General features: G+C 62.0%; 22 protein-coding genes. 5 read left to right on the forward strand and 17 right to left on the reverse strand.

Translation table 11 applies throughout. The features are described 5' to 3' along the window. Positions 1–81 precede the first annotated feature (81 nt). Complete coding sequence (gene queD / locus M5C56_RS31445; RefSeq protein WP_100940057.1) at positions 82–438, reverse strand: 6-carboxytetrahydropterin synthase QueD; 357 nt, start codon at positions 436–438, stop codon at positions 82–84. Positions 439–521: 83 nt separating this feature from the next. Further along, positions 522–1,601: a hypothetical protein gene (locus tag M5C56_RS31450; protein WP_103499623.1), complete on the reverse strand. Its 1,080-nt coding sequence runs from the start codon at positions 1,599–1,601 to the stop codon at positions 522–524. 286 nt (positions 1,602–1,887) lie between these two features. Between M5C56_RS31450 and M5C56_RS31455 the strand changes: the two genes are divergently transcribed. The 5 genes from M5C56_RS31455 to M5C56_RS31475 all read left to right on the forward strand — a co-directional run bounded on the left by M5C56_RS31455 (position 1,888) and on the right by M5C56_RS31475 (position 7,983). Continuing rightward, the gene (locus tag M5C56_RS31455) at positions 1,888–2,196 is read left to right on the forward strand and encodes a PepSY domain-containing protein (protein WP_103499624.1); all 309 of its coding nucleotides are present in this window, start codon (positions 1,888–1,890) and stop codon (positions 2,194–2,196) included. Beyond that, positions 2,196–2,864 carry a response regulator transcription factor gene (locus tag M5C56_RS31460; RefSeq protein ID WP_103499625.1) on the forward strand — a complete coding sequence of 223 codons (669 nt, stop codon included), beginning with the start codon at positions 2,196–2,198 and terminating at the stop codon, positions 2,862–2,864. The genes M5C56_RS31455 and M5C56_RS31460 overlap by 1 nt, the downstream gene beginning before the upstream one ends. Beyond that, positions 2,861–4,174 (forward strand): ATP-binding protein, encoded by a 1,314-nt coding sequence (locus M5C56_RS31465; protein ID WP_103499626.1) that lies wholly within the window; start codon positions 2,861–2,863, stop codon positions 4,172–4,174. Before M5C56_RS31460 ends, M5C56_RS31465 begins: the two co-directional genes overlap by 4 nt. Positions 4,175–4,474: 300 nt before the next feature. After that, on the forward strand, positions 4,475–6,157 hold the full coding sequence (locus M5C56_RS31470) for a methyl-accepting chemotaxis protein (RefSeq protein WP_247263484.1): 1,683 nt from the start codon (positions 4,475–4,477) through the stop codon (positions 6,155–6,157). Positions 6,158–6,300: 143 nt separating this feature from the next. Then, positions 6,301–7,983 (forward strand): methyl-accepting chemotaxis protein, encoded by a 1,683-nt coding sequence (locus tag M5C56_RS31475; RefSeq protein WP_152739817.1) that lies wholly within the window; start codon positions 6,301–6,303, stop codon positions 7,981–7,983. Between the two features lie 114 nt (positions 7,984–8,097). Here the strand turns inward: M5C56_RS31475 and yegQ are convergent, their stop codons facing one another. The 15 genes from yegQ to aceA form a co-directional block, all read right to left on the reverse strand. Next, the gene (gene yegQ / locus M5C56_RS31480; RefSeq protein WP_103499683.1) at positions 8,098–9,432 is read right to left on the reverse strand and encodes a tRNA 5-hydroxyuridine modification protein YegQ; all 1,335 of its coding nucleotides are present in this window, start codon (positions 9,430–9,432) and stop codon (positions 8,098–8,100) included. A gap of 238 nt (positions 9,433–9,670) precedes the next feature. Further along, positions 9,671–11,134, reverse strand: a complete 1,464-nt coding sequence (nuoN, locus tag M5C56_RS31485; protein ID WP_103495044.1) for an NADH-quinone oxidoreductase subunit NuoN — start codon at positions 11,132–11,134, stop codon at positions 9,671–9,673. Positions 11,135–11,141: 7 nt separating this feature from the next. Further along, on the reverse strand, positions 11,142–12,674 hold the full coding sequence (gene nuoM, locus M5C56_RS31490; RefSeq protein WP_103495045.1) for an NADH-quinone oxidoreductase subunit M: 1,533 nt from the start codon (positions 12,672–12,674) through the stop codon (positions 11,142–11,144). A 40-nt stretch (positions 12,675–12,714) separates the two neighbouring features. Continuing rightward, entirely contained in the window at positions 12,715–14,568 is a 1,854-nt protein-coding gene (nuoL, locus tag M5C56_RS31495) for an NADH-quinone oxidoreductase subunit L (protein ID WP_103495046.1), read from the reverse strand. After that, positions 14,565–14,873 carry an NADH-quinone oxidoreductase subunit NuoK gene (nuoK, locus tag M5C56_RS31500; RefSeq protein ID WP_100940069.1) on the reverse strand — a complete coding sequence of 103 codons (309 nt, stop codon included), beginning with the start codon at positions 14,871–14,873 and terminating at the stop codon, positions 14,565–14,567. Before nuoK ends, nuoL begins: the two co-directional genes overlap by 4 nt. Positions 14,874–14,876: 3 nt before the next feature. Then, on the reverse strand, positions 14,877–15,377 hold the full coding sequence (gene nuoJ, locus M5C56_RS31505) for an NADH-quinone oxidoreductase subunit J (RefSeq protein ID WP_103495047.1): 501 nt from the start codon (positions 15,375–15,377) through the stop codon (positions 14,877–14,879). Between the two features lie 9 nt (positions 15,378–15,386). Next, a complete protein-coding gene (gene nuoI / locus M5C56_RS31510; RefSeq protein ID WP_032627864.1) occupies positions 15,387–15,935 on the reverse strand; it encodes an NADH-quinone oxidoreductase subunit NuoI in 549 nt (182 codons plus the stop codon). 11 nt (positions 15,936–15,946) lie between these two features. After that, positions 15,947–16,954 carry an NADH-quinone oxidoreductase subunit NuoH gene (nuoH, locus tag M5C56_RS31515; RefSeq protein ID WP_100940071.1) on the reverse strand — a complete coding sequence of 336 codons (1,008 nt, stop codon included), beginning with the start codon at positions 16,952–16,954 and terminating at the stop codon, positions 15,947–15,949. After that, the gene (gene nuoG, locus M5C56_RS31520; protein WP_103495048.1) at positions 16,951–19,665 is read right to left on the reverse strand and encodes an NADH-quinone oxidoreductase subunit NuoG; all 2,715 of its coding nucleotides are present in this window, start codon (positions 19,663–19,665) and stop codon (positions 16,951–16,953) included. Before nuoG ends, nuoH begins: the two co-directional genes overlap by 4 nt. A 129-nt stretch (positions 19,666–19,794) precedes the next feature. Beyond that, positions 19,795–21,150: an NADH-quinone oxidoreductase subunit NuoF gene (nuoF, locus tag M5C56_RS31525; RefSeq protein WP_103495049.1), complete on the reverse strand. Its 1,356-nt coding sequence runs from the start codon at positions 21,148–21,150 to the stop codon at positions 19,795–19,797. Continuing rightward, complete coding sequence (gene nuoE, locus M5C56_RS31530) at positions 21,147–21,644, reverse strand: NADH-quinone oxidoreductase subunit NuoE (RefSeq protein WP_103495050.1); 498 nt, start codon at positions 21,642–21,644, stop codon at positions 21,147–21,149. The genes nuoF and nuoE overlap by 4 nt, the downstream gene beginning before the upstream one ends. Positions 21,645–21,646: 2 nt before the next feature. Next, positions 21,647–23,431, reverse strand: a complete 1,785-nt coding sequence (gene nuoC / locus M5C56_RS31535) for an NADH-quinone oxidoreductase subunit C/D (RefSeq protein WP_103495051.1) — start codon at positions 23,429–23,431, stop codon at positions 21,647–21,649. 73 nt (positions 23,432–23,504) lie between these two features. Next, on the reverse strand, positions 23,505–24,179 hold the full coding sequence (locus M5C56_RS31540; protein WP_100940076.1) for an NADH-quinone oxidoreductase subunit B: 675 nt from the start codon (positions 24,177–24,179) through the stop codon (positions 23,505–23,507). 10 nt (positions 24,180–24,189) lie between these two features. Next, positions 24,190–24,603: an NADH-quinone oxidoreductase subunit A gene (locus M5C56_RS31545; protein ID WP_010444610.1), complete on the reverse strand. Its 414-nt coding sequence runs from the start codon at positions 24,601–24,603 to the stop codon at positions 24,190–24,192. A gap of 515 nt (positions 24,604–25,118) precedes the next feature. After that, on the reverse strand, positions 25,119–26,444 hold the full coding sequence (gene aceA, locus M5C56_RS31550; RefSeq protein WP_103495052.1) for an isocitrate lyase: 1,326 nt from the start codon (positions 26,442–26,444) through the stop codon (positions 25,119–25,121). Between the last annotated feature and the right edge of the window lie 444 nt (positions 26,445–26,888).

Below are 26,888 nucleotides of genomic sequence, written 5' to 3' on the forward strand. Positions count from 1 at the left end.
TGGCCGCAGAAACCCAGGCACTGCCGCCAAATCCCGGACATAAAAAAACCACCCAAGCAGGTGGTTTTTTATAAGCGGGATTCACTCCCCGCGATAGATACAGCCACTGGTGCAGGTCTCGTGGATGCGAATCGCCGACAGCTCGGGCAGCAACGGCTTCAACTCCTGCCAGATCCACTTCGCCAGGTTCTCGCTGGTGGGGTTCTCAAGGCCGGGAATATCATTCAGGTAGTTGTGGTCCAGGCGCTCATACAGCGGCTTGAAGATCGCCTTGATCTCCGAGAAGTCACGGATCCAGCCGGTATGCGGGTCCATATCGCCGCTCAGATGAATCGCCACCTTGAACGAGTGACCATGCAGGCGGCCACATTTATGCCCGTCCGGCACGTGGGGCAGTTTATGGGCGGATTCGAACGTAAATTCTTTGAAGATTTCCACGGTAATGTCAGCTCTGAAGGTGGCCAGCGCGCAGCCGATAAATGCAGGCCGGCAGTTTAACAGCTTGCGCGGCGGCAATCGCCTCAAAGCGCCAACAGGCGTTCACCCAGGCGGCCATTGTCGACCAGTTCGAGAAACTCGTCGCCCAGCCGTCGGCTCTGCTCCATCGCCTTGCGCCAATAGGCCTGGCGGCCCTTATCGTCGCCCATATAACGCTTGAAGTCGTTACGGTCGGGCAGCTTGCCGTGGGGCAGGTGGGCCAGGTATTCCCGCGAGGGGGCGATCAGCAGCACGTCCTGCAACCTGTCCGGGTTGCCCCGGCGCCAGGGCAGGGTCTTGTCGAACCAGCCGGGGATGACCTTGTCGGTGAAGTGCGGGTACAGCACCACATCATCGCCGCTGTAGGGCAGGTCCAGGTGATAGTCCAGCAGCCCGCCATCGCGGTAGGTGCCGGCACCGACCCCGGCGATATCGCGCACGCCCTCCATCACCATCGGGATGGAGCCGGAGGCCAGCAAGCCCTGGCGCAGATTGTCGGCGGCCAGGGGCAGGCAGCGTGACGGAAAATCAGTGAGCGCCTGCAGGGGAGGGGCCAGTCGCGGATCATGCAGGATGACCCTCTCGAAATGCCGTGACAGGCGTGAGCGCTTGACCAGGTTGTCGGCGATCACCGACGACAGCCCAAGCCCCAGGCGCCCCCGATGATCATGGGCGAGCAGGCCATGGCTCTTCACGATCACCACGTTCAGGCGGTAATGGTGGTTGGTCAGGATCGATGCGTCGCGACCATCGAGCAGGTCATGGAGCATGCGCCGGCAGCTCTCGCTGACCTGGGCCATGGTCACGCCCTTGGCGAAGCTCTGTTCGTTGTAGAGCTGGCCCAACCGCGTGATGCCCTCGGCGGCATTCGGCAGGCAGGCACTGGCGAAGCGCCAGGCGCCGATAGAGGCGCCGATCAGCGAGCGTTCCCGCGGGCTGGCCGGCAGCCACTCACCGAACAGGGCCAGGTCCAGCCCCTGGATACCGAGGGCCTTGGGACCGCCGGCCGCACCGGGCAAGGTGCCGACATCGGCGGCTTTCAAGCCCTGTTCGCGAATGCGTTGCAGGGTCCGCTTGCCGGCCTTGAGGGTCAAGGCGGGAAACTTGATATGGATGGCGGTCATACAGGCCTCGTTCTACCGGGGCAGTGATTATAAGGGCGCTCGCCGGCTTCGCGGGCGCTTGTTCCGCCCAAGACAGTGCCTGGGCTGATAAGGCTCTGAAAAATTCAGTTTCGATTAAGTTGCCGTGTCTACCCTGGGAAGCTGACGGATCAGCCAAGGCTGAGCGGAACAGGCAAGATGGCAACTTCACTTATCGGATAGAACTGCGCGACGCTCAGGGAGTTGAGTGGGAGGTTGAATCGGACGCCATCGGCGGGCAGGTTCCCAAGGATCATCAGGACAGTTAATGACATTGAATCTGCACGCTTGCACCCTGCTCGCGCTCGCGATCTTTTGCTCAACGGTTTCGGCCAATAACCTGGACCAGGACGAAGCCCTGCGCCTGCGTAGCCAGGGCGTCATCATGCCGCTGGAGCAACTGCTGCAGCAGGCCTTGAATCATTACCCCGGGGCAAAGCTGCTGGCAGCCGAACTGCTGAGCCGGCAGGACGTCTATGTCTATGACGTCGAGCTGCTGACCCGTGCCGGTGTCGTTCGGGATATCGAGCTGGATGCCAGCAGTGGTCGTTTATTAAAAGACAAGGAAGACGATTGATGCGGTTGTTGTTGGTGGAAGACCATGTGCCCCTGGCGGACGAGCTATTGGCCAGCCTGACCCGCCAGGGCTATGCCGTCGACTGGTTGGCCGATGGGCGCGATGCGCTCTTCCAGGGCGCGGTCGAGCCCTATGACCTGATCATTCTCGATCTCGGTCTGCCGGGCTTGCCGGGGCTTGAGGTGTTGCACCAATGGCGTGCCGACAGCCTGGCGGTGCCGGTACTGATCCTCACCGCACGGGGTTCCTGGGCCGAACGTATCGAGGGGCTCAAGGCCGGTGCCGACGATTACCTGACCAAGCCGTTTCACCCGCAGGAGTTGCAGTTGCGGGTCCAGTCGTTATTGCGCCGGGCTCGCGGCCAGGCCAACCAGCCGACCCTGAAGGCCGCCGGCCTGCACCTGGACGAAGGCCGCCAATGCGTCAGCCGCGAGGGTGGCGATGTCCAGCTCACGGCGGCCGAGTTCAGGTTGTTGCGTTACTTCATGCTGCACCCGGAACAGATTCTCTCGAAAAGCCATCTGGCCGAGCATCTCTACGACGGCGAAACCGAGCGCGACTCCAATGTGCTGGAGGTCCACGTCAATCACCTGCGGCGCAAGCTCGGGCGCGGGGTGATCGAAACCCGTCGCGGCCAGGGTTATCGCTTTGGTGGCGCGGCCCGGTGAAGTCGATTCAGCGCCGTTTGAGCCTGGGGCTGGTCAGTGTCTTGCTCGTCGCCGGACTGGTGGTGGCGCCGACCAGCCTCTGGCTGTTCGAGCTGGGCCTGCAGCGCTATCTGGAAGACGGCCTGCATGCCGACAGTGAGAGCCTGCTGGTGGCGCTGGTACGCACCCCTCAGGGGCTGAGGCTGGATGAGCGACGTTTGTCGCCAGCCTATCAGCGGCCTTTTTCCGGGCACTACTTTCGGATCGATTTCGCCGATCAATACTGGCGTTCGCGTTCACTCTGGGATCAGGAACTGCCCATCGTCGAAAAGGCCGGACTGCACGCCAACCTGCAACTGGGGCCGGAAGGGCAGATGTTGTTGGTGCTGCGTTCGGACTATCGGCGGTTGGGGCAATCGATCAGTATCAGCGTGGCCCAGGACTACACCCCGGTCCGCCGCAGTTTCCAGCTGATGCAGCGTATCGGCCTGGGCATCGGCCTGGCGGCGCTGATCGCGATTCTGTTGTTGCAGCGGGTCACCGTGCGCCGGGCCCTGCGTCCGCTGGAGAACGCCCGCAAGCAGATTGCCCAGCTGCAACAGGGCCAACGTTCGCAACTCGATACCCAGGTGCCGGTGGAACTGGAACCGCTGGTGTCGCAGATCAATCGCCTGCTGGCCCACACCGAGGGCAGCCTCAAGCGTTCGCGCAACGCCCTGGGTAATCTCGGTCATGCGCTCAAGACCCCGCTGGCGGTCATGCTGAGCCTGACCTCCAGCGCCGAATTGGAAGCCCATCCGCTGCTGCGCCAGACCTTGCGTGAGCAACTGGAGCAGATTCGGCAACGCCTGGAACGGGAACTGGGGCGTGCCCGACTGGCGGGAGACACCTTGCCCGGCGCGGTCTTCGATTGCGATGCGGAACTGCCGGCGCTGTTCTCGACCCTGCGCATGATCCATGGCGAGCACCTGCAACTGGAGCATGAGGTTGCGCCCGGCTTGCAGTTGCCCTGGGATCGAGAGGACCTGCTGGAACTGCTCGGCAACCTGCTGGACAACGCCTGCAAATGGGCCGATGCGCAGGTGCGCCTGAGTATTGTCGAGGTGTCGGCGGGTTATCGCCTGGGGATCGAGGATGATGGTCCGGGTATTCCGGCGCAGAGCAGGGCGGAAGTCTTCAGCCGCGGTACCCGCCTGGATGAACAGACCCGCGGGCATGGGTTGGGCCTGGGGATCGTGCGCGATATCGTCGAGGCCTGGGGCGGCGATCTGCGCTTGTCGAGCAGCCCGCTGGGCGGGCTGTCGGTAACGGTCGACGTGCCACGCCGCTAGGCCCGGCCTCCGAGCTGTGTTTCATACGATGTGAAGTTTTTTTATTTATTTACTTGCTCAATAAAAAATAAATAAAACCTTCAGACAATCTCTATATCACTGAAAAATATAATGTTACTGAACAAGTCGTGGCCGTTTCACGGGCATCAGGGGTCGGCATGGGGGGAGAATAACGTTAACCCGTAATTGGCTGATATCCGTAGTACGTCATTTGCGTGTATCAATAGTCGCTATGCTCAACTTTGCTCGTCCCAAGCCGTTAACCCGTTAGACCGTCTATTCCTATAAGAGAGAACCATCATGGGTCTGAGCCTGAAGGCCAAAGTCGTGTCCCTCGCAGTGCTGCCGGTATTGCTCTGCGCACTGGTGATCAGTCTGACCACGGTATGGATGTTGCAGAATCAGGCCAGGGATGAGGTGGAGGAAACCCGTCAGCGCTTGCTGTCGGAGTCCAAGACGACGTTGCAGAATTACGTCACCCAGGTGATGACCGCGATCAAGCCGCTCTACGATGCTTCGGCCCCGGGCGACATGGCGGCCAGGGCCCAGGCGGTAAAGCTGCTGTCGAGCATCAAGTATGGCAAGGACGGTTATTTTTTCGGCTATGACTCGCAGGTCGTGCGGGTGTTCAAGAGTGACAACCCGGATGGCGTCGGCAAGAGTTTCAAGGATGCTCGCGACCCGAATGGCGTGTACGTCAACCGTGACCTGGTGCAGGTCGCCAAGGACGGTACCCATTACCTGAAATACAGCGCGTCGTTGGCCACCAACGACCAGGTGCTGGTACCCAAGATCGGTTACACCGAATTCCTGCCCAAGTGGGACATAGCCATCGGCACCTTCGTCAATCTCGATGGCCTCGAGGCACAGGTCGCCGAGGTGGAGGCCAAGGTCCATCAGCGCCTGGAGGGCGTGATTCTGAGCATTCTCGGGATCACTCTGGTGGTGCTGCTGGTGATCGCGGTCCTCGGAATACTGGTGGCCAATACCATTTTGCGCCCGTTGCAACTGATGAAGCTCAGCCTGGACGATATCGCGGCCGGTGAGGGTGACTTGACGCGGCGCCTGGCGGTCACCAGCCAGGACGAACTGGGGCAGTTGGCCGGTTCCTTCAACCGCTTTGTCGACAAGATCCATGGGCTGGTGCGGCAGATCAGCGAAATGACCGTGCAACTGACCACGCTGGTGTCCCAGGTCAGCGATCAGGCCCAGCGTTCGGAACAGGCGATGGAGCGTCAGCGCCACGAAACCGACCAGGTGGCCACGGCCATCAACCAGATGTCCTCGGCAGCCCAGGAAGTGGCACGTGGCGCGCAAGGGGCGGCAGTCGCCGCGCAGCAGACCGACGCCGAGGGCAAGACCGCCAAGCGCGTGGTCGATGGCAGCATCCAGCAGATCCATGCGCTGGTGAAGGATATCCGCCACAGCGGCACCACCCTGGACAGCCTGCAGCAGGACGTGACCTCGATTGTCAGCGTGCTCGGGGTGATTCGTTCCATTGCCGAACAGACTAACCTGCTGGCCCTCAACGCGGCCATCGAGGCCGCGCGGGCCGGCGAGGCGGGACGTGGTTTTGCGGTGGTGGCCGATGAGGTACGGGCGCTGGCCAGCAGGACCCAGCAGAGCACCCAGGAAATCCAGGGCATGATCGACCGGCTGCAAACGGGGACGCAGGTGGCGGTGGAGGCCATGCGTCGTTCCAGCGAGGCCGGTGACGGCACCTCGGACCGGGCCAACGAGGCGGGTGTGTCGCTGGATACCATGGCGCAGTTGATCGGCACCATCAACGCAATGAACGCACAGATCGCCAGCGCGGCCGACGAGCAGACCTCGGTGGCCGAAGAGATCAACCGCAGCGTGCACCAGATCGCTTCGGCGGTGGACAGCGTGGCGGATGAAACCCAGCGCAGCGCCCAGACCTCCCGCAGCCTGGCGGAGCTGGGACAGCGCCTGGGCAAGCTGGTGGGGCAGTTCCGGATCTAACAATCCGGCCCCACAGGGGCCGTGTTCGGCTTTAACTGCGTGGCGTCAGGGTTTGCCCGTTCGCCACAGTGTATTGTTCGCCGGTTGTGACATTCCGAGTCTACAAGCCGGACCGCAACTCCACTCCATAAGAGAGAACCAATATGCGCCTGAGTCTGAAGACCAAAGTCGTGTCCCTCGCGGTACTGCCGGTATTACTCTGCGCCCTGGTGATCAGCCTGACCATGGTGTGGATCCTGCAGAACCAGGCCAAGGATGAAGTGGAGGAAACCCGTCAGCGCTTGCTCTCGGAAGCCAAGGTGACCTTGCAGAATTACGTCAACCTGGCGATCACCGCGATCAAGCCGCTCTACGATGCGTCAGCCCAGGGCGACATGGTGGCCAGGGCCCAGGCGGTGAAGCTGCTGTCGAGCATCAAGTATGGCAAGGACGGTTACTTTTTCGGCACCGATTCGCAGATCGTCCGAGTGTTCAAGAGCGATAACCCGGATGGCATCGGCAAGAACTTCAACGATGCCCGCGACCCGAATGGCGTCTACTTCACCCGCGAGCTGGTCCGGGTGGCCAAGGACGGTAGCCATTACCTGAGATACAGCGCGTCGCTGGCCACCAACGAACAGGTGCTGGTGCCCAAGATCGCCTACACCGAGTTCCTGCCCAAGTGGGATATGGCCATCGGTACCTTCGTCAACCTCGACAATATCGAGATCCAGGTGGCGGAGGTGGAGGCCAAGGTCCACCAGCGCATGGAAGGGGTGATCCTGAGTATCTTCGGGATTGCGCTGGTGGTGCTGCTGGTGATTGCGGTGATCGGGGTATTGATGGGCAATGGCATTCTGCGGCCGTTGCTGCTGATGAAGCTCAGCCTGGACGATATTGCGGCCGGGGAGGGCGATCTGACCCGGCGCCTGGAGGTCACCAGCGAGGATGAACTGGGGCAGTTGGCCGGTTCCTTCAATCGCTTTGTCGACAAGATCCATGGCCTGGTGCGGCAGATCAGCGAAATGACCGTGCAATTGACCACGCTGGTGGCCCAGGTCAGTGAGCAGACCCAGCGCTCGGAGCAGGCGATGGAGCGTCAACGCCACGAAACCGACCAGGTGGCCACGGCGATCAACCAGATGTCCTCGGCGGCCCAGGAAGTGGCACGTGGCGCGCAAGGGGCGGCGGTCGCCGCGCAGCAGACCGATGCCGAGGGCAAGACCGCCAAGCGCGTGGTCGACGGCAGCATCCAGCAGATCCATGCACTGGTGAAGGATATCCGCCACAGCGGCACCACCCTGGACAGCCTGCAGCAGGATGTGACCTCGATTGTCAGCGTGCTCGGGGTGATTCGCTCCATTGCCGAGCAGACCAACCTGTTGGCCCTCAACGCGGCCATCGAGGCCGCGCGAGCGGGTGAGGCGGGGCGTGGTTTTGCGGTGGTGGCCGATGAAGTGCGGGCGCTGGCCAGCCGGACCCAGCAAAGCACCCAGGAAATCCAGGGCATGATCGACCGTCTGCAAACGGGGACGCAGGTGGCGGTGGAGGCCATGCGTCGTTCCAGCGAGGCCGGTGACGGTACTTCGGACCGGGCCAACGAGGCGGGTGTGTCGCTGGATACCATGGCGCAGTTGATCGGCACCATCAATACGATGAACGCGCAGATCGCCAGCGCCGCCGACGAGCAGACCTCGGTGGCCGAGGAGATCAACCGCAGCGTGCACCAGATTGCCTCGGCGGTGGACAGCGTGGCCGATGAAACCCAGCGCAGCGCCCAGACCTCCCGCAGCCTGGCGGAATTGGGACGGAACCTGGGCAAGTTGGTAGGACAGTTCCGGATCTAAGAGGCCGGCCCCTACAGTTTTGTGTCTGACGCAATTCCTGCGTACGGCACAGATACTGTGGGAGCGTGTCCGGCTTTAACTGGGTGGTATCAGGGCTTGCTCGCTATCCTCAGTTTATTGTTCGCCAGTCGTGACATCCCGCATCAACAACCCAAACCGCAACTCCACACCGTCCGGAACCGGCAGGTACACCGTGTGCCCATCCCCGGGCGCCACCGTGATCCGCTCGCCACGCTCGTTGTGCAGCTCATCCAGATCAAAATGCAGATTGCCCTCGGGCGTCATCAGTTCCAGATGATCACCGAGCCCAAACCGATTCTTCACCTTGACCTGTGCCAACCCCTCACGCCGCTCCCCCGTCAGCTCCCCGACAAACTGTTGGCGTTCCGAGACTGAACTGCCGTGCTGGTAGTTCTGGTACTCGTCATGCACATGCCGACGCAGAAAACCCTCGGTATAGCCGCGCTGGGCCAATGACTCGAGGTCATGCATCAGGCTGCGATCAAACGCTCGCCCGGCCACTGCGTCGTCAATCGCCCGACGATAGACCTGGGTCGTTCGCGCACAGTAGAAATGCGATTTGGTCCGGCCTTCGATCTTCAGCGAATGCACGCCCATGCGGGTCAGCCGCTCGACATGCTGCACGGCGCGCAGGTCCTTGGCGTTCATGATGTAGGTGCCGTGCTCGTCCTCGAAGGCCGGCATCGACTCATCCGGTCGCTGGGCCTCCTGGAGCAGGAACACCTGCTCGGTCGGCGCCCCGAGGCCCAGGGTCGGTTCGACCGGATCGAACGCCTGGACAATCTCGCCCAGCAGGTTTTCCGCCGCCGGCTGCGCCTTGTACTGCCAGCGGCAGGCATTGGTGCAACTGCCCTGGTTGGCGTCGCGACGATTCATGTACCCGGAGAGCAGGCAGCGCCCGGAATAGGCCATGCACAGCGCCCCGTGGACGAACACCTCCAGCTCCATATCCGGCACCTGCTCGCGGATCTCGCCGATCTCCTCCAGGGACAGCTCCCGGGAGAGGATGATCCGGCTCAGCCCCAGTTGTTGCCAGAACCGCACGCTGGCCCAGTTCACCGTATTGGCCTGCACCGACAGATGAATCGGCATCTGCGGGAAATGCTCGCGCACCAGCATGATCAGGCCAGGGTCGGACATGATCAGCGCATCGGGCGCCATGGCGATCACCGGCGCCAGGTCCTTGAGAAAGGTCTTGAGCTTGGCATTGTGCGGGGCGATGTTCACCACCACGTAGAAGCGCTTGCCCTGGGCCTGGGCTTCCTGGATGCCGAGGGCCAGGTTGGCGTGGTCGAATTCGTTGTTGCGCACCCGCAGGCTGTAGCGCGGTTGGCCGGCGTAGACCGCATCGGCGCCATAGGCGAAGGCGTAGCGCATGTTCTTCAGGGTGCCGGCGGGCGCCAGCAGTTCGGGGGAGGGGAGGGCCATGGTCGGATCGTTCGCAAAAGGTCGCGAGACTAAGGTATCGGACCGTGCGCGGTATTGATCCAGGTCTACTGTAGGAGCGAGCTTGCTCGCGATGGGCGTCAACGATAACGCGGGGCACCTGATACCCAGCGGTGCCTGGACTACCATCGCGAGCAAGCTCGCTCCTACAAGCGAAGTAGAAACAAAACACCCCGCCGGAGTTGCCTCGGGCGGGGTGTCGGGTACAGCCGGCGACTGCTTAGCTCGCCAGTACCGCGTGTTGCACCAGTTCCAGCAGCGGTTGCGGGTACAGGCCGAGGAAGAAGGCCAGTACCGCGATCGCCAGCAGCATCACGCCGCCCGCGCGCTGTTCCCAGTGCAGCTGGGCATCGACACGACGCAGGTTCGGTTCGATCAGGTACAGGGTGACCATCACGCGCAGGTAGTAGAACACGCCGATGGCGCTGCCCAGCACCAGCGAACCGATCAGCCACCAGTGATGGGACTCGACACCGGTCGCGATGATGTAGAACTTGCCGATAAAGCCGGCGGTCAGCGGGATACCGGCCAGGGACAGCATCATCACGGTCAGTACGGCGGTCAGGTACGGACGGCGCCAGAACAGGCCGCGGTATTCGTACAGGGCATCCGCGTCACGGCCTTTGTAAGGCGAGGACATCAGGGTGATCACGCCGAAGGCGCCGAGGCTGGTGATCACGTAGGTGACCAGGTACACGCCCATGGCTTCCATGGCCATGCCCTTGCTCGCCACCAGGGCGATCAGCAGGTAGCCGAAGTGGGCGATGGACGAATAACCCAGCAGACGCTTGAGGTTGTTCTGGGTCAGCGCCAGCAGGTTACCGATCAGGATCGACGCGATGGCGATCACCGCCAGCACATTGCTCAGGACGCCACTGCTGGCCACCGGAGAGATCTGGAACAGACGGATCATCACGGCAAACACGGCGACCTTGCTGGCGGTGGCAAGGAATGCCGCCACCGGCGCAGGGGCGCCTTCGTAAACGTCCGGGGTCCACAGGTGGAATGGCACCAGCGACAGCTTGAACGCCAGGCCGACCAGCATCATGCCCAGGCCCAGTTGGGCAATCGGGCTTGGCAGGCCGGTGGCCGCCAGGGCGTGACCGATACCGGTGAAGCTCAGGGTGCCGGCTTCAGCGTAGAGCAGGGCCATACCGAACAGCAGGAAGGCCGAACCCGCCGCCGACAGCACCATGTACTTGATGCCGGCTTCCAGCGAACGCTTGTTGAAGAAGGCATAAGCCACCAGGCCGTAGACCGGTACCGAGAGCAGTTCCAGGCCGATAAACAGGCTGGCCAGGTGCTGCGCGCTGACCAAGACCAGACCGCCGGCGGCGGCCATCAGGATCAGCAGGTAGAGTTCTTCACGGTTGCCAGGGTAGCCGTCGCCGCCATCGCCCAGGTAGGCATGGGCCAGGGTGACGCAGGCCAGGGTGGCGACCAGGATCAGCGCCATGTACAGGCAGGCGAAGTCGTCGATCTGGATCAGCGCTGTCACCGCCAGTGGCGCGACTTTCAGCGCCGGGATGATCGACAGCAGCGCCAGGTTGAGACCGGCCACCGAGAGCAGGAAGGTCTGTGAGTGGTTGCGGCGCCAGGCGATCGCCAGCATCACCACGACAACGGTGAGACTGGTGATCAGCAGCGGTGCAAGCGCAATAAAGTGTTGAGTCGTCAGGTCCATAGCGCTCTTACCGGGCCGAAGCGAGTTGAGTGAAGGCGGTGCCGATCCACTGCTGCACACCATGCATGGTGGCGGCGGAAGTATCGAGGAACGGTTGCGGGTACACGCCGATGTAGATCAGCAGTACCGCCAGTCCCAGCACCATGATCAGTTCGCGGCCATCCATGCCGTGCAGCACGGCATCGGATTTGGACGGGCCGAAGTAGGCACGGTGAATCATGATCAGCGAATAGACCGAACCGAACACCAGGCCCGAGGTGGCAATCGCGGTGATCCACGGTGCCGCGACGAAGGTGCCGATCAGGATCAGGAACTCGCCGACGAAGTTGCCGGTCCCCGGCAGGCCCAGGGAAGCGGCCGCGAAGAACAGGCTGATGGCCGGCAGGTAGGCGATCTTCGACCACAGGCCACCCATTTCACGCATGTCGCGGGTGTGGGTGCGCTCGTAGAGCTGGCCGCTGAGGATAAAGAGTGCCGCCGCCGACAGACCGTGGGCGAGCATCTGGATCACCGCGCCTTGCAGGGCCTGCTGGCTGCCGGAGTAGATCCCGATCAGCACGAAACCCATGTGCGAGACGCTGGAGAAGGCGATCAGGCGCTTGATGTCGGTTTGGGCGAAGGCCAGGAATGCACCGTAGAAGATCCCGATCAGACCCAGGGTCATGGCAATCGGCGCGAATTCCGCCGAGGCATTCGGGAACAACGGCAGGGCGAAACGCAACAGACCGTAGGCGGCGGTTTTCAGCAAGATACCGGCCAGGTCCACGGAGCCTGCGGTCGGCGCCTGGGCGTGGGCGTCCGGCAGCCAGGAGTGGAACGGCACCACCGGCAGTTTCACCGCGAAGGCGATGAAGAAGCCGAGCATCAGGATGTACTCGGTGGTCAGCGACATCTTGGTTTTCAACAGGTCGGCGTAGTTGAAGGTAATCACGCCGGTGTTGTTGAAGTTGACCAGGACCAGACCGAGGATCGCCACCAACATGATCAGGCCGGAAGCCTGGGTGAAGATGAAGAACTTGGTCGCCGCGTAGATCCGGGTTTTCTTGCCGTCCGAAGAACTGTGACCCCAGAGCGCGATGAGGAAGTACATCGGCACCAGCATCATTTCCCAGAAGAAGAAGAACATGAACAGGTCGAGGGCGAGGAACACGCCGACGACACCGCCCAGGATCCACATCAGGTTCAGGTGGAAGAAGCCCACGTGACGCTGGATCTCTTTCCACGAGCAGAGTACCGAAAGGATACCCAGCAGGCCGGTCAGCAGGATCATCAGCAGCGACAGGCCGTCGAGGGCCAGGTGCACGTTGATGCCGAAGCGCTCGATCCAGACGTGCTTGAACTCAAGCGCGAAGGTCGGAGCGGCGCCAGGCGCCGGTGCCAGATGGAAATCCCCGTGGGCCCACAGCCAGAGGCCGAGGGCGAGTTCGAGGGACATGGTCAGCAGCGCAATCCAGCGGGGGAGGGTGGAGCCGAAACGCTCACCCATCCAGCACAGCAGGCCGCCGATAAAGGGGATCAGGATTAGCCAAGGCAGAATCATGACGGGCTCAATTCCTTTCGCAATGTCGCAAGGTTCATAGTCAGACCGCTACCAGCACAATGGCGCCCAGCACCACGACGGCACCGGCGGCGATCGACGCGGCATACCAGCGCAGCTGACCGGTCTCGGTACGGCTCAGGGCGGTGTTGCCGCCTTTGGCCATACGCGGGATCAGGCCGATGGTCTGGTCGAGCGGGTCTTTGCGCAGCAGATGACTGATCGCCAGGTACGGCTTGACGAACAGCTTGTCGTAGATCCAGTCGAAGCCCCAGGCGGCGAACCACCAGGCCGAGAGGAAACGGCCGATGCCGCTGTTGGCGACCGCGGTCACGAAGCGACGCTTGCCGAGGAACAACACGGCAGCCAGCAGGATACCGGCCAGGGCAATGGCACCCGAGGCGATTTCCAGGCTGTGCTTGGCTTCGCCGCCGGCATGACCGGCGCTTTCCGGCAGGACACCGGCCAGTGGCGGATGAATCCAGGCACCGACGAAGGTCGACAGCACGATCAGCACGCCCAGTGGCAGCCAGTGGGAAATCCCGTGGCCGGCGTGGGCTTCGGTCTTGGCTTCACCGTGGAAGGTGATGAAGATCAGGCGGAAGGTGTAGAGCGACGTCATGAACGCGCCGACCAGACCTGCATAGAGCAGATTGTGGTTACCGCTGGCGAAGGCTTCCCAGAGGATTTCGTCCTTGGAGTAGAAACCGGCGGTCACGATCGGCAGGGCGGACAGGGCGGCACCACCGACGATGAAGCTGGCGTAGGCCAACGGCAGTTTCTTCCACAGGCCGCCCATCTTGAAGATGTTCTGCTCGTGATGGCAGGCGACGATCACCGCACCGGACGCGAGGAACAGCAGGGCCTTGAAGAAGGCGTGGGTCATCAGGTGGAAGATCGCGCCTTCCCAGGCACCGACGCCCAGGGCCAGGAACATGTAGCCGATCTGGCTCATGGTCGAGTAGGCGAGGATCCGCTTGATGTCGGTCTGGACCAGGGCGGCGAAGCCGGCCAGGACCAGGGTCACGCCACCGACGATGCCCACCAGGTGCAGGATATCCGGCGCCAGGGTGAACAGGCCGTGGGTACGGGCGATCAGGTAGACACCGGCGGTCACCATGGTTGCGGCGTGGATCAGTGCCGAAACCGGGGTAGGACCGGCCATCGCGTCCGCCAGCCAGGTCTGCAGCGGCAGTTGCGCGGATTTACCGACCGCACCACCGAGCAGCATCAGGGTCGCCAGAACGATCCAGAAGTCGCCGACCTGGAAGTGTTGAGGGGCCTTGACCAGCAGTTCCTGGATATTCAGCGTGCCCAACTGGGTGAACAGGATGAACAGGCCGATGGCCATGAACACGTCGCCGATACGGGTGACGATAAAGGCCTTGAGGGCGGCGTTACCGTTGTTGCGGTTGCTGTAGTAGAAACCGATCAACAGGTAGGAGCACAGGCCCACGCCTTCCCAACCGAAGTACAGGAACAACAGGTTATCGCCCAGGACCAGGAACAGCATGCTGGCGATAAACAGGTTGGTGTAGGCGAAGAAGCGCGAGTAACCGTCTTCACTGCGCATGTACCAGGAGGCGAACAGGTGGATCAGGAAACCCACGCCGACCACCACGCCGAGCATGGTGATCGACAGGCCGTCGACGTACAGGGCGAAGTTGGGGGCAAAGCCCTCCACCGACATCCACTGCCACAGCACCAGGGTGTAGTGGCCACCCTCGGGCGGCGCGACGTTGAATTGCCAGATCACATAGGCGGCGACGATGGCCGACAGGCCAATGGAGCCGACCCCGATCAGGGCCGAGAGGTTTTCCGAGAGGCGTCCACGGGAGAACGACAGCAGCAGGAAACCGATCAGGGGGAATACGAAAGTCAGAAAGATCATGTTCATCCGCGCATCTCACTGGCAGCGTCGATATCGAGCGTGTGGAAGCGGCGATACAGTTGCAGCAGGATCGCCAGGCCGATACTGGCCTCGGCGGCTGCCAGGCTGATCACCAGGATGAACATGATCTGTCCATCCGGCTGCGCCCAACGTGAGCCCGCGACGATGAAGGCCAGGGCGGCGGCGTTCATCATCACCTCCAGGCTCATCAGCACGAAGAGGATGTTGCGGCGAACCATCAGGCCGATCAGGCCGAGGCTGAACAGGATACCGGCGACAGCCAGGCCATGTTCCAAAGGGATAGCAGGCATGAATTACTCCTTCGCCTCGTTGCGGCCCAGGTGGAATGCCGTGATGGCTGCGGCGAGCAGCAGCATCGAGGCGAGTTCGACCACCAGCAGGTACGGACCGAACAGGCTGATGCCCACGGCCTTGGCGCCTACGGTGGTTTGACCGAGAGCCGCGCCGCTGTTGTGGCTGAACAGCACATAGAGCAGTTCGACCAGCAGCAGGGCGCAGAGGATCACCGGACCGATCCAGATCCCCGGCTTGAGCCAGTCGCGCTCTTGCAGCACCGAGGCGGGCCCGAGGTTCAGCATCATCACCACGAACACAAACAGCACCATGATGGCACCGGCGTAGGCGATCACTTCCAGGGCACCGGCAAAGGGTGCACCGAGGCTGAAGAAGGTCATCGCCACGGCAATCAGCGAGATAATCAGGTAGAGCAGGGCATGCACAGGGTTGGTGTTGGTGATCACGCGCAGCGTGGACAGAACAGCGACACCCGATGCGAAATAGAAAGCGAATTCCATCGTTCTTCCTTAAGGCAGCAAGCTCTTCACGTTGATCGGCTCGGCTTCGTTCTGGGCAGCGCCTTTCGGCTTCCCGGCAACGGCCATCCCTGCAACACGATAGAAGTTGTAATCAGGGTTCTTGCCGGGGCCGGAGATCAGCAGATCTTCTTTCTCGTACACCAGGTCCTGACGTTTGAACTCGGCCATTTCGAAATCCGGTGTCAGCTGGATCGCGGTGGTCGGGCAGGCTTCCTCGCAGAGGCCGCAGAAAATGCAGCGCGAGAAGTTGATGCGGAAGAACTCCGGGTACCAACGACCGTCGTCGGTTTCGGCTTTCTGCAGCGAGATGCAACCCACCGGGCACGCCACGGCGCACAGGTTGCAGGCCACGCAGCGCTCTTCGCCGTCTGGGTCGCGGGTCAGTACGATGCGACCGCGATAACGCGGCGGCAGGTACACCGCTTCTTCCGGGTATTGCAGGGTGTCGCGTTTGCGGAAGCCGTGGCCGAAAACCATCACCAGGCTTCGCAACTGGGTACCGGTACCCTTAACGATGTCGCCAATATATTTGAACATGGGTCAAATCCTCACTGAACCGCGCCCGCAGGCGTGTTCAACAACACGATCGCAGCGGTCACCAGCAAATTGATCAGGGTCAGCGGCAGGCAGAATTTCCAGCTGAAGTCCATCACCTGGTCATAGCGTGGGCGCGGAATCGAAGCGCGCAGCAGGATGAACAGCATGATGAAGAACGCGGTCTTCAGGGCGAACCAGATGAACGACAGTTGCGGCAGGATGTCGAACGGACCGTGCCAGCCACCGAAGAACAAGGTCACCAGCAACGCCGAGATCAGGATGATGCCGATGTACTCGCCAACGAAGAACATGCCCCACTTCATGCCGGCATATTCAATGTGGTAACCGTCGGCCAGTTCCTGTTCCGCTTCCGGCTGGTCGAAGGGGTGACGGTGAGTCACGGCCACGCCAGCGATGAAGAAGGTCAGGAAACCGAAGATCTGCGGGATCACGAACCACAGGTGTTGAGCCTGGTATTCGACGATGTCGCGCATGTTGAACGAGCCGACCTGGACCACGATGCCCATCAGCGACAGGCCCATGAACACTTCATAGGACACGGTCTGGGCCGAGGCGCGCAAGCTGCCCAGCAAGGCGTACTTGTTGGCGCTCGACCAACCGGCGAACAGCACCGCGTACACCGACAGACCGGCCATGGCGAAGAAGAACAGCAGGCCGATGTTCAGGTCCGCGACACCCCAGGTCGGGGTGATCGGGATGACCGCGAAGGCGATCAGCAGGGCGCTCATGGCCACCACCGGTGCCAGGGTGAAGATCACCTTGTCGGCAAACGGTGGCGTCCAGTCTTCCTTGAAGAACATCTTCAGCATGTCGGCGGCGATCTGGAACATGCCGAACGGGCCGACGCGGTTCGGACCGTAGCGGTCCTGCCACCAGCCCAGCAGGCGACGTTCGACGAAGCTCAGCAAGGCGCCGCAGACCACCACGGCCAGCAGCACCACGATGGCCTTGACGACCGAGAGGATCACGTCGATCACTTCAGGGGTGAACCAGGTCATTGAGCTGCCTCCTGCAGACCGTCAACGGATTTGCCAAAGATCGCTGGAGGAATGCCCGCCAGGCCGGCCGGCAAGGCCACCAGGCCAGCGCCCAGCTCTTCGTTGATCCGCAGCGGCAGACGCAGGGTCTGGCCTGCAACGTTCAAGCTGAGCAGGGCACCGTCGTTGACGCCCAGGCGATCGGCTTCGGACTTGGCCAGCGACACGTAGGCGGCCGGGATGCGCTCTTGTACCGGAGCGGCTTTCGAGGAGGTTTCCTCGCTGCCGAACAGGTGGAAGAACGGCACCACTTGCCAGGTACCCTGGGCCGGGTTGAAGGCGCGTGGCACGTTGGCGAACCAGTTCAGCGAATCGCCCTGGCTTTCGATCAGGCGGGTGCCCGGGTCGCCAGCGCGGATATGACCACCGACTTCGTCCTGGAACTTGTTCCAGGCCTGCGGCGAGTTCCAGCCCGGCGACCAGGCGAACGGCACCTGTTGGCGTGGTTCGACGGAGCCCGAGTAACCTTCCATGGAGAAGGCGAACGCGGTGTCGACGTCCTGGGAGGTACGCGGCTCGTGCACGCTGATATTGGCGCGCATGGCGGTCCGGCCGGAGTAACGCAGCGGTTCACGGGCCAGTTTCATGCCCTTGATGCGGAACGCGGCGGAAGGGGCTGCGTCGACGATACGGGCCAGTTGCGGGGTGCTCGAAGCGCAGGCAGCGGTGACGTGGTCCAGTTGGGTCCAGTCGATCGGCTGGTTCAGCAGGGTCGCGCGCAGGGCATGCAGCCAGCGCCAGCCTTCGTGAACCAGGATGCTCGCGTCGAGGTACTTCGGATCGAAGACCTGGAAGAAACGCTGGGCACGGCCTTCCTGGCTGACCAGGGTGCCGTCGCCTTCGGCGAAGCTGGCGGCTGGCAGAACCAGGTGGGCGCGGTCGCTGGTGGCGGTTTTCTGGTGGTCGGCAACGATCACGACTTTCGCAGCGTTCAGTGCGGCGTCGACCTTGGCCTTGTCGGTGCGGGTGTACAGATCGTTTTCCAGCACGACGATGGCGTCGGCCTTGCCGTCGATCACCGCTTGCAGGGCAGCGTCCAGGGACTCGCCACCGAACATGGCCAGGCCCAGGCTGTTGGCTTCCGGCACGATCAGGCTGATGGAACCGTTCTTCTCGCGCAGCTTCAAGGCCTTGGCGATGTTGGCCGCGGCTTCGATCAGCGCCTTGGAACCCAGGGAAGTGCCGGCGATGATCAGTGGGCGCTTGGCCGCCAGCAGGGCGTCGGCAATGCGTTGGGCCAGTGCCTGGGCTTCAGCGTCCAGGCCTTCGACGGCCGGGGCGCTGGCGTCGAGGGCATGGGCCACGGCGAAACCGATGCGGGCCAGGTCGTCGGGCGCGGCGTGCACGCACTCTTCGGCGATATCGTCGAGCTTGGTTTCAGCGAGACTGGCGATAAACAGCGGGTTCAGCGCGTGCTGGCCAATGTTCTTCACCGCGGCATCGAGCCAAGGCTGGACACGCATGGCGTCGGCCATGTCCTCGGCCTTGCCCTTGACCGACTGGCGCAGGGCCAGGGCCATGCGCGCGGCGGTCTGGGTCAGGTCTTCACCGAGGACGAACACGGCGTCGTGGTCTTCGATGTCGCGCATGTTCGGAACCGGCAGCGGGCTGTCGTTCAGGACTTGCAGGACCAGGCGGATACGTTCCAGCTCGGCGGCTTCGATACCCGAGTAGAAGTGCTCGGCACCCACCAGCTCGCGCAGGGCGAAGTTGCTTTCGAGGCTGGCGCGGGGCGAACCGATACCGACGATATTGCGACCGCGCAGCAGCTCGGCGGCTTTATCCAGGGCTTCGTCCAGGCTCAGCTTGGCGCCGTTGGCCAGCAGTGGCTGACGAGGACGATCTTCGCGGTTGACGTAGCCATAGCCGAAACGGCCACGGTCGCAGAGGAAGTACTGGTTGACCGAACCGTTGAAGCGGTTTTCGATCCGACGCAGTTCACCGTAGCGTTCGCCCGGGCTGATGTTGCAACCGCTGGAGCAGCCATGGCAGATGCTCGGCGAGAACTGCATGTCCCACTTGCGGTTGTAGCGCTCGGAGTGGGTCTTGTCGGTGAACACACCGGTCGGGCAGACCTCGGTGAGGTTGCCGGAGAATTCGCTTTCCAGGGTGCCGTCTTCGACGCGACCGAAGTACACGTTGTCGTGGGCACCGAACACACCGAGGTCGGTACCGCCGGCGTAGTCCTTGTAGAAGCGCACGCAGCGATAGCAGGCGATGCAGCGGTTCATCTCGTGGGAAATGAACGGGCCCAGTTGCTGGTTCTGGTGGGTACGCTTGGTGAAGCGATAACGGCGCTCGTTGTGGCCGGTCATCACGGTCATGTCTTGCAGGTGGCAGTGACCGCCTTCCTCGCAGACCGGGCAGTCGTGCGGGTGGTTGGTCATCAGCCATTCGACGACGCTGGCGCGGAAAACTTTCGCTTCCTCGTCGTCGATGGAAATCCAGCTGCCGTCGGAAGCCGGGGTCATGCAGGACATGACGATACGACCACGCTTGTCGTTCTCGTCGTTGAACTGCTTGACCGCGCACTGGCGACAGGCACCGACGCTACCGAGCGCGGGGTGCCAGCAGAAATAAGGGATGTCGAGGCCTAGCGACAGACACGCCTGTAACAGGTTGTCTGCCCCATCGACTTCGAGCGCTTTGCCGTCTACGTGGATAGTGGCCATGGTTCAAAGTTCTTCGTTGGCCCGCGTCCGCGGGCGTGGCTAATGGAATCCTGGTCCTCGCCTGGCGCATCACAAGTGCGTCTTCAGGCGAGCAAGAGGGCGGCACGGACCGCCCTCCCTTTCGATACGTTATGCGCCGACTACGATCGGCCGCGCCAAAGGCGGGACGGCTGCACTTTTGTGTGCGATGCCAGCCTCGAACTCCGGACGGAAATACTTGATGGCGCTGCCCAATGGCTCGATGGCACCCGGTGCGTGAGCACAGAAGGTCTTGCCCGGGCCGAGGAAACCGACCAGACCCAGCAGAGTCTCGATATCGCCGGCCTGGCCTTCGCCGTTCTCCAGCGCGCGCAGCAGCTTGACGCTCCACGGCAGGCCATCGCGGCAAGGGGTGCAGAAACCGCACGACTCACGGGCGAAGAACTCTTCCATGTTGCGCAGCAGCGAAACCATGTTGACGCTGTCGTCCACCGCCATGGCCAGGCCGGTGCCCATACGGGTGCCGACCTTGCCGATGCCGCCGGCGTACATTTGCGCTTCCAGGTGTTCGGGCAGGAGGAAACCGGTACCGGCGCCGCCGGGCTGCCAGCACTTGAGCTTGAAGCCATCGCGCATGCCGCCGGCGTAGTCTTCGAACAGCTCGCGGGCGGTGATGCCGAACGGCAGTTCCCACAGGCCAGGGTTCTTCACTTTGCCGGAGAAGCCCATCAGCTTGGTGCCGTGGTCTTCGCTGCCTTCGCGGGCGAGGGATTTGTACCAGTCGATGCCGTTGCCGATGATCGCCGGCACGTTGCACAGGGTCTCGACGTTGTTCACGCAGGTCGGCTTGCCCCAGACGCCGACGGCGGCGGGGAAGGGCGGCTTGGAGCGCGGGTTGGCGCGACGGCCTTCGAGGGAGTTGATCAGTGCGGTTTCTTCACCGCAGATATAACGCCCGGCGCCGGTGTGGACGAACAGCTCGAAGTCGAAGCCGCTGCCGAGGATGTTCTTGCCCAGCAGGCCCGCTGCCTTGGCTTCTTCCACCGCACGGTTGAGGTGCTTGGCGGCGGTGACGTATTCGCCGCGCAGGAAGATGTAGCCCCGGTAGGTTTTCAGCGCGCGGGCGCTGATCAACATGCCTTCGATCAGCAGATGGGGCAGTTGCTCCATCAGCATGCGGTCTTTCCAGGTATTGGGTTCCATTTCATCCGCGTTGCACAGCAGGTAGCGGATGTTCATGGATTCGTCTTTGGGCATCAGGCCCCACTTCACCCCGGTGGGGAAGCCTGCACCACCGCGGCCCTTGAGGCCGGCGTCCTTCACAGTCTGGACGATATCGTCCGTGGCCATGTCGGCGAAGGCCTTGCGGGCGGCGGCATAGCCGTCCTTGGCCTGGTACTCGTCGAGCCACACGGGCTCGGCGTCATCACGCAGGCGCCAGGTCAGCGGGTGGGTTTCTGCCGAACGCGCAATGCGGTTGGCAGGGCCGAAGGAAGTCAGGGTCATACGTAGCCCTCCAGCAGTTTGGCAACGCCGGCAGGCTGGACGTCGCCGAAGGTGTCGTCATCGATCATCAGCGCCGGGGCCTTGTCGCAGTTGCCGAGGCAGCAGACGGGCAGCAGGGTGAAGCGACCGTCGGCGGTGGTTTCACCCAGGCCGATGCCGAGCTTGCTCTGGATTTCGCCGACCACCGACTCGTGGCCGCCGATGTAGCAGACCATGCTGTCGCAGACGCGAATGATGTGACGACCCACCGGCTGGCGGAAGATCTGGCTGTAGAAGGTCGCGACGCCTTCGACGTCGCTGGCCGGAATGCCGAGGATCTCGCCGATGGCGTAGAGCGCGCCGTCAGGCACCCAGCCACGTTCCTTCTGGACGATCTTCAGGGCTTCGATGGACGCCGCGCGCGGGTCCTCGTAGTGATGCAACTCGTGCTCGATGGCCGAGCGCTCGGTTTCGCTCAGGGCGAAACGGTCTGTCTGGATAAGCGGGCTGTTCATGCTTAGCGGTCCACGTCGGCCATAACGAAGTCGATACTACCCAGGTACGCGATCAAGTCCGCGACCATGCTGCCTTTGATCACCGAAGGGATCTGTTGCAGATGGGGGAAGCTTGGGGTGCGGATCCGGGTACGGTAGCTCATGGTGCCGCCGTCGCTCGTCAGGTAATAACTGTTGATGCCCTTGGTCGCTTCGATCATCTGGAAGGATTCGTTGGCCGGCATCACCGGGCCCCACGAAACTTGCAGGAAGTGCGTGATCAAGGTCTCGATGTGCTGCAACGTGCGCTCTTTCGGTGGCGGCGTGGTCAGCGGGTGATCCGCCTTGTACGGGCCTTCCGGCATGTTGCGCAGGCACTGGTCGATGATCTTGATGCTCTGGCGCATTTCTTCGACGCGCACCATGCAGCGATCGTAGGCGTCGCCGTTGGCCGCCAGCGGGACTTCGAATTCGAAGTTCTCGTAGCCGGAGTACGGGCGCGCTTTACGCAGGTCGAAATCGCAACCGGTGGAACGCAGGCCTGCACCGGTGACGCCCCATTCCAGGGCTTCCTTGGTGTTGTAGGCGGCGACACCGACGGTACGACCCTTGAGGATGCTGTTCTGCAGGGCGGCCTTGGTGTACTCGTCGAGGCGTTTTGGCAGCCAGTCGACGAACTCCTTGACCAGCTTGTCCCAGCCACGGGGCAGGTCGTGGGCGACGCCGCCGATGCGGTACCAGGCCGGGTGCAGACGGAAACCGGTGATGGCTTCGATGACCTTGTAGGCGCGCTGGCGGTCGGTGAAGGTGAAGAACACCGGGGTCATGGCACCGACGTCCTGGATATAGGTCCCCAGGAACAGCAGGTGGCTGGTGATCCGGAAGAACTCGGCCATCATGATGCGGATGGTGTCGACCCGGTCCGGCACCTTGATGCCGGCCAGCTTCTCGACCGAGAGCACGTACGGCAGGTTGTTCATCACCCCGCCAAGGTAGTCGATACGGTCGGTGTAGGGGATGAAGCTGTGCCAGGACTGGCGCTCGGCCATTTTCTCGGCACCACGGTGGTGATAGCCGATGTCCGGGACGCAGTCGACGACTTCTTCGCCGTCCAGTTGCAGGATGATCCGGAAGGCGCCGTGGGCCGAAGGGTGGTTCGGGCCCAGGTTGAGGAACATGTAGTCCTCGTTGGCGCCGGAACGCTTCATGCCCCAGTCTTCAGGACGGAAGCGCGCGGCTTCTTCTTCCAACTGTTGCTTGGCCAGGGTCAGGCTGAACGGATCGAACTCGGTGGCACGGGCCGGGAAGTCCTTGCGCAGCGGGTGACCTTCCCAGGTCGGCGGCATCATGATGCGCGACAGGTGCGGGTGGCCGGGGAAATCGATGCCGAACATGTCCCAGACTTCACGCTCGTACCAGTTGGCGTTTGGCCAGATACCGGTCACGGTCGGGAGGCTCAGGTCGCCTTCGGAAAGGGCGACCTTGATCATCACATCGCTGTTACGTTCCAGCGACATCAGGTGATAGAACACGGTGAAATCGGCGCCGCTCGGCAGGCCCTGGCGCTTGGTGCGCAGACGCTCGTCCACGCCGTGCAGGTCATAGAGCATGACGTACGGCTTGGGCAGGTTGCGCAGGAAGGTCAGGACTTCGACGAGCTTGGCCCGGGTCACCCACAGCACCGGCATGCCGGTGCGGGTGGCCTGGGCGGTAAAGGCCTCGGGGCCGAAACGGTTGTTCAGTTCGACGACCACATCCTGGTCGTCAGCCTTGTAAGGCGGGATGTACAGAGCACTGCCTGTAGTCATGGTTTCTTATCGCTTTGGGTCAACGTAAAGAATGAAGCCAGCTTCTCGTTTCTTTTTACAGAGCGGATCTGGATCAGACTTCGTCAGGGCTGCGCAGGTTGGTGACCTGGATACGCTGTTCGCGGCGCTGTTCCTTTTGCGACGGCATCTCGGCGCGATATACGCCTTGATCACCGACGACCCAGGAAAGTGGGCGACGCTCCTGGCCAATCGACTCCTGCAACAGCATCAAGCCTTGCAGGAAAGCCTCGGGGCGGGGCGGGCAGCCAGGCACGTAGACGTCCACGGGCAGGAACTTGTCCACCCCTTGAACCACGGAGTAGATGTCGTACATGCCACCGGAGTTGGCGCACGAACCCATGGAGATGACCCACTTCGGCTCGAGCATTTGCTCGTAGAGGCGCTGGATGATCGGCGCCATCTTGATGAAGCAGGTGCCGGCAATAACCATGAAATCCGCCTGGCGCGGCGATGCCCGGATAACTTCGGCGCCGAAGCGGGCGATGTCGTGGGGCGCCGTGAAGGCGGTGGTCATTTCCACATAGCAGCACGACAAGCCGAAGTTGTACGGCCACAGGGAGTTTTTGCGCCCCCAGTTGACCGCGCCGTTCAGCACGTCTTCCAGCTTGCCCATGTAGATGTTTTTGTGGACTTGATCTTCTAACGGATCGGAAACGGTTTCCCGTTGGCCGATCGGGTACTGCTCGTTAGGCGCATCCGGGTCGATTCGAGTGAGATTGTATTGCATTGCCAAAGCCTCATTGTTTCAGCTTCGCCTGCCGCTTCTGACGAGCTTGCGGAGCCCAATCAAGCGCCCCCACTCGGTAAAGGTAGACAAGACCTGCCAACAGAATTGCTATGAAAACGAGAGCTTCGACGAATCCGGTCCAGCCGCTTTCGCGGACGGACACAGACCATGCAAAGAGAAAGAGGGCTTCGATATCGAAGATCACGAACAGCATCGCGACCAGATAGAATTTGGCGGAGAGCCGCAAGCGGGCGCTACCGGTGGGTAGCATGCCGGACTCGAACGGTTCGTTTTTGCTGCGTCCCCAGGCTTTTGACCCGAGAAGGCTGGAAAGACCGAGCATGAAGGCGCAGAGGCCGACGACGCCGAGCAGGAAAATGGCAAAGCCCCAGTTGTGGGCCATGAGTCCGGTCGCTTCGGTCATGCGGGTAATCCTTAACAGAGCGCAAGGGTCTCTGAGCGTGATAAAGAAGTAAAAGCAGTGACGATATGTCGCAGTGCAATCTATCCCGGTGATTTTATGGCTAAACACCGGGCAAGTAAATTTTCTATAGCGAAATTATTGGCTGGAATAAGGACATGTAGAGGTCTCGATGGCTTGCAGGCCATGTACTGTGGGCATTAGGGGCCTTTTTGTTAATTATGTTTTATCCGCATTGTAATGAACGAAGTGAATATTGAATGATAATTGATATCATCTATGTCGCTCCAATGCTGGTGGTCGCCCGCGAAGGGAAGTGTAGTGGCTTTAAACGCCGGCGCGATGAAAGTTGCGTCGGGCGTCGTTTTAGCGCTTTTTGTCGCAATTGATACCGCTCTGGATCAATGACTTGCACGATTCCAGCGGGTAAAAAAACGCCCCGAACCAGTCGGGGCGTCAGGTCTTCAGGCATTCCAGTTAGTTCTGCTTCGCTCTGGAATGGCCGCTTGCTCGCTTACTCAGTGGAACTGCTCTTCTTCGGTCGAACCGGTCAGCGCGGTCACCGAGGACGAGCCGCCCTGGATCACGGTGGTCATGTCGTCGAAGTAGCCGGTACCGACTTCCTGCTGGTGCGCGACGAAGGTGTAACCCTTGGCAGCGTCAGCGAATTCCTGCTCCTGCAGTTTCACGTAGGCGGTCATGTCGTTGCGGGCGTAGTCGTGCGCCAGGTTGAACATGCTGTGCCACATGTTGTGGATACCCGCCAGGGTGATGAACTGGTGCTTGTAGCCCATGGCCGACAGTTCGCGCTGGAACTTGGCGATGGTCGCGTCGTCCAGGTTCTTCTTCCAGTTGAAGGACGGCGAGCAGTTGTAGGACAGCAGCTGGTCCGGGTATTCCTTCTTGATGGCCTCGGCGAAGCGACGGGCTTCGTCCAGGTCCGGCTTGGCGGTTTCACACCAGATCAGGTCGGCGTACGGCGCGTAGGCCAGGCCGCGGGCGATGGCCTGGTCGAGGCCGGCGCGGACTTTATAGAAGCCTTCCTGGGTGCGTTCGCCAGTCACGAACGGCTGGTCGTACGGATCGCAATCCGAAGTCAGCAGGTCGGCGGCGTTGGCGTCGGTACGGGCCAGGATGATGGTCGGCGTACCGGCAACGTCGGCGGCCAGGCGGGCGGCGGTCAGCTTCTGCACGGCTTCCTGGGTCGGAACCAGCACCTTGCCGCCCATGTGGCCGCATTTCTTCACGGAAGCCAGCTGGTCTTCGAAGTGCACGCCGGCGGCGCCCGCTTCGATCATGCTCTTCATCAGCTCGTAGGCGTTCAGCACGCCGCCGAAACCGGCTTCGGCGTCGGCCACGATGGGTGCGAAGTAGTCGATGTAGCCTTCATCGCCCGGGTTCTTGCCGGCTTTCCACTGGATCTGGTCGGCGCGACGGAACGAGTTGTTGATGCGCTTGACCACGGTCGGCACGGAGTCCACCGGGTACAGCGACTGGTCGGGGTACATGGATTCTGCGGAGTTGTTGTCCGCGGCCACTTGCCAGCCCGACAGGTAGATCGCCTGGATACCGGCCTTGACTTGTTGCACGGCCTGGCCGCCGGTCAGGGCGCCCATGCAGTTGACGAAATCCTTGTCCGGACGGAAGGACGGCTTGGCGCCCTGGGTCACCAGGTTCCACAGTTTCTCGGCGCCCATGCGGGCCAGGGTGTGCTCAGGTTGAACCGAGCCACGCAGGCGGACCACGTCAGCGGCGGAGTAAGTGCGTGTCACGCCTTTCCAGCGCGGGTTTTCAGCCCAGTCTTTTTCAAGGGCTGCAATTTGCTGTTCGCGTGTCAGTGCCATGGAGATAAACCTCGTCGCATAGGTCTTTAGGTGGAGAATTCCTTGCTCCGCCGGGTGTTCAAGCCGAGGGCTTGGACAAACGGCTGCTCGCTGACCAGAAGCTTAGGCGCTCAGGTGCGGTTCGGCGGGGAAGGCGACGATTGAACGATGGGCTCAAGGGGGAAGTGAGCGAGGCGAGGGCGAGCCGTCGGGCGCATTGGGGCATCGTGGGCCTTTATGCGGACTTCAGGGATCTTGCCGTTCTACCTATTACGCTTCCGTCCCTCGGGACAACTTCGTTCCAGTCGCAACCTCGTCAAACGCGCCTTGTGGGCGGTACAGACACGAATCGGCTCAGGTGGGTAGGTCAGAGCGGCGATCCGAAGGCCCTTGCCAGGGCCCCTGATTAGCGGGAGCGAGGCCATCATGCCTTCGGTTTTTTGGCTCGTCAAACATTTTGTAGTG

The organism is Pseudomonas sp. MWU13-2862 (assembly GCF_023242495.1).
Classification (GTDB): Bacteria; Pseudomonadota; Gammaproteobacteria; order Pseudomonadales; family Pseudomonadaceae; genus Aquipseudomonas; species Aquipseudomonas gingeri_D.

Coding starts and splice junctions, on each gene's coding strand:
- M5C56_RS31450 (WP_103499623.1), bottom strand. CDS start 1,601: ATGACCGCCATCCATATCAAGTTTCCCGCCTTGACCCTCAAGGCCGGC.
- M5C56_RS31455 (WP_103499624.1), top strand. CDS start 1,888: ATGACATTGAATCTGCACGCTTGCACCCTGCTCGCGCTCGCGATCTTT.
- M5C56_RS31460 (WP_103499625.1), top strand. CDS start 2,196: ATGCGGTTGTTGTTGGTGGAAGACCATGTGCCCCTGGCGGACGAGCTA.
- M5C56_RS31470 (WP_247263484.1), top strand. CDS start 4,475: ATGGGTCTGAGCCTGAAGGCCAAAGTCGTGTCCCTCGCAGTGCTGCCG.
- M5C56_RS31475 (WP_152739817.1), top strand. CDS start 6,301: ATGCGCCTGAGTCTGAAGACCAAAGTCGTGTCCCTCGCGGTACTGCCG.
- yegQ (WP_103499683.1), bottom strand. CDS start 9,432: ATGGCCCTCCCCTCCCCCGAACTGCTGGCGCCCGCCGGCACCCTGAAG.
- nuoN (WP_103495044.1), bottom strand. CDS start 11,134: ATGGACCTGACGACTCAACACTTTATTGCGCTTGCACCGCTGCTGATC.
- nuoM (WP_103495045.1), bottom strand. CDS start 12,674: ATGATTCTGCCTTGGCTAATCCTGATCCCCTTTATCGGCGGCCTGCTG.
- nuoL (WP_103495046.1), bottom strand. CDS start 14,568: ATGAACATGATCTTTCTGACTTTCGTATTCCCCCTGATCGGTTTCCTG.
- nuoK (WP_100940069.1), bottom strand. CDS start 14,873: ATGCCTGCTATCCCTTTGGAACATGGCCTGGCTGTCGCCGGTATCCTG.
- nuoJ (WP_103495047.1), bottom strand. CDS start 15,377: ATGGAATTCGCTTTCTATTTCGCATCGGGTGTCGCTGTTCTGTCCACG.
- nuoI (WP_032627864.1), bottom strand. CDS start 15,935: ATGTTCAAATATATTGGCGACATCGTTAAGGGTACCGGTACCCAGTTG.
- nuoH (WP_100940071.1), bottom strand. CDS start 16,954: ATGACCTGGTTCACCCCTGAAGTGATCGACGTGATCCTCTCGGTCGTC.
- nuoG (WP_103495048.1), bottom strand. CDS start 19,665: ATGGCCACTATCCACGTAGACGGCAAAGCGCTCGAAGTCGATGGGGCA.
- nuoF (WP_103495049.1), bottom strand. CDS start 21,150: ATGACCCTGACTTCCTTCGGCCCTGCCAACCGCATTGCGCGTTCGGCA.
- nuoE (WP_103495050.1), bottom strand. CDS start 21,644: ATGAACAGCCCGCTTATCCAGACAGACCGTTTCGCCCTGAGCGAAACC.
- nuoC (WP_103495051.1), bottom strand. CDS start 23,431: ATGACTACAGGCAGTGCTCTGTACATCCCGCCTTACAAGGCTGACGAC.
- M5C56_RS31540 (WP_100940076.1), bottom strand. CDS start 24,179: ATGCAATACAATCTCACTCGAATCGACCCGGATGCGCCTAACGAGCAG.
- M5C56_RS31545 (WP_010444610.1), bottom strand. CDS start 24,603: ATGACCGAAGCGACCGGACTCATGGCCCACAACTGGGGCTTTGCCATT.
- aceA (WP_103495052.1), bottom strand. CDS start 26,444: ATGGCACTGACACGCGAACAGCAAATTGCAGCCCTTGAAAAAGACTGG.